The 628-nt window shown below is 71.0% G+C and carries 1 protein-coding gene; it reads right to left on the minus strand.

Translation table 11 applies throughout. The annotated features are described in order from the left end of the window. Positions 1 to 628, minus strand: a 628-nt coding sequence (locus tag EOS_RS47390) for a hypothetical protein (protein ID WP_160312587.1), incomplete at both ends; no start/stop codon positions are given.

A 628-nucleotide genomic window follows, 5' to 3' on the forward strand; every position in this document is an offset into this window, starting at 1 on the left:
TCGCTGCCTGGGCCGCGCGCATCTTCGCGGGCTTTGAACGGACGGCGTTCGCTGTCGCCTGAGGGGCGGTCGCCACGGGGGGCGCTGCGGTCGCCAAACGATGGGCGTGGGCCTCGATCACCAAAGGAAGGTCGTGGACCGCGATCGCTGCTGGGGCCCCGCGGAGCATCGCCACGCGGCGTGAAGGGACGACGTTCGCCGTTGCCGGAAGGCCGATCGCCACGCGGCGCGCCGCGGTCGCCGAACGACGGACGCGGCCCGCGATCATTGCTCGGGCCACGTGGTCCGCCTCGATCATTAAATGAAGGACGAGGCGTACGATCGCTGCTCGCACCACGCGGGGCATCGTCGCGCGGGCTGAATGGGCGACGTTCGCCATCGCCGGAAGGCCGGTCACTACGCGGAGCGCCACGGTCGCCAAATGAAGGGCGGGGGCCGCGATCGCTGCTCGGACCACGCGGAGCATCTCCACGGGGAGTGAACGGACGACGTTCGCCATCACCAGAAGGCCGATCGCCACGCGGCGCGCCACGGTCGCCAAACGACGGACGCGGCCCACGATCACCGCTCGGACCACGCGGCGCGTACGGACGACGTTCGCCATCACCAGCAGGCCGATCGCCACGCG

The organism is Caballeronia mineralivorans PML1(12) (assembly GCF_001028175.1).
Lineage (GTDB): Bacteria > Pseudomonadota > Gammaproteobacteria > Burkholderiales > Burkholderiaceae > Caballeronia > Caballeronia mineralivorans.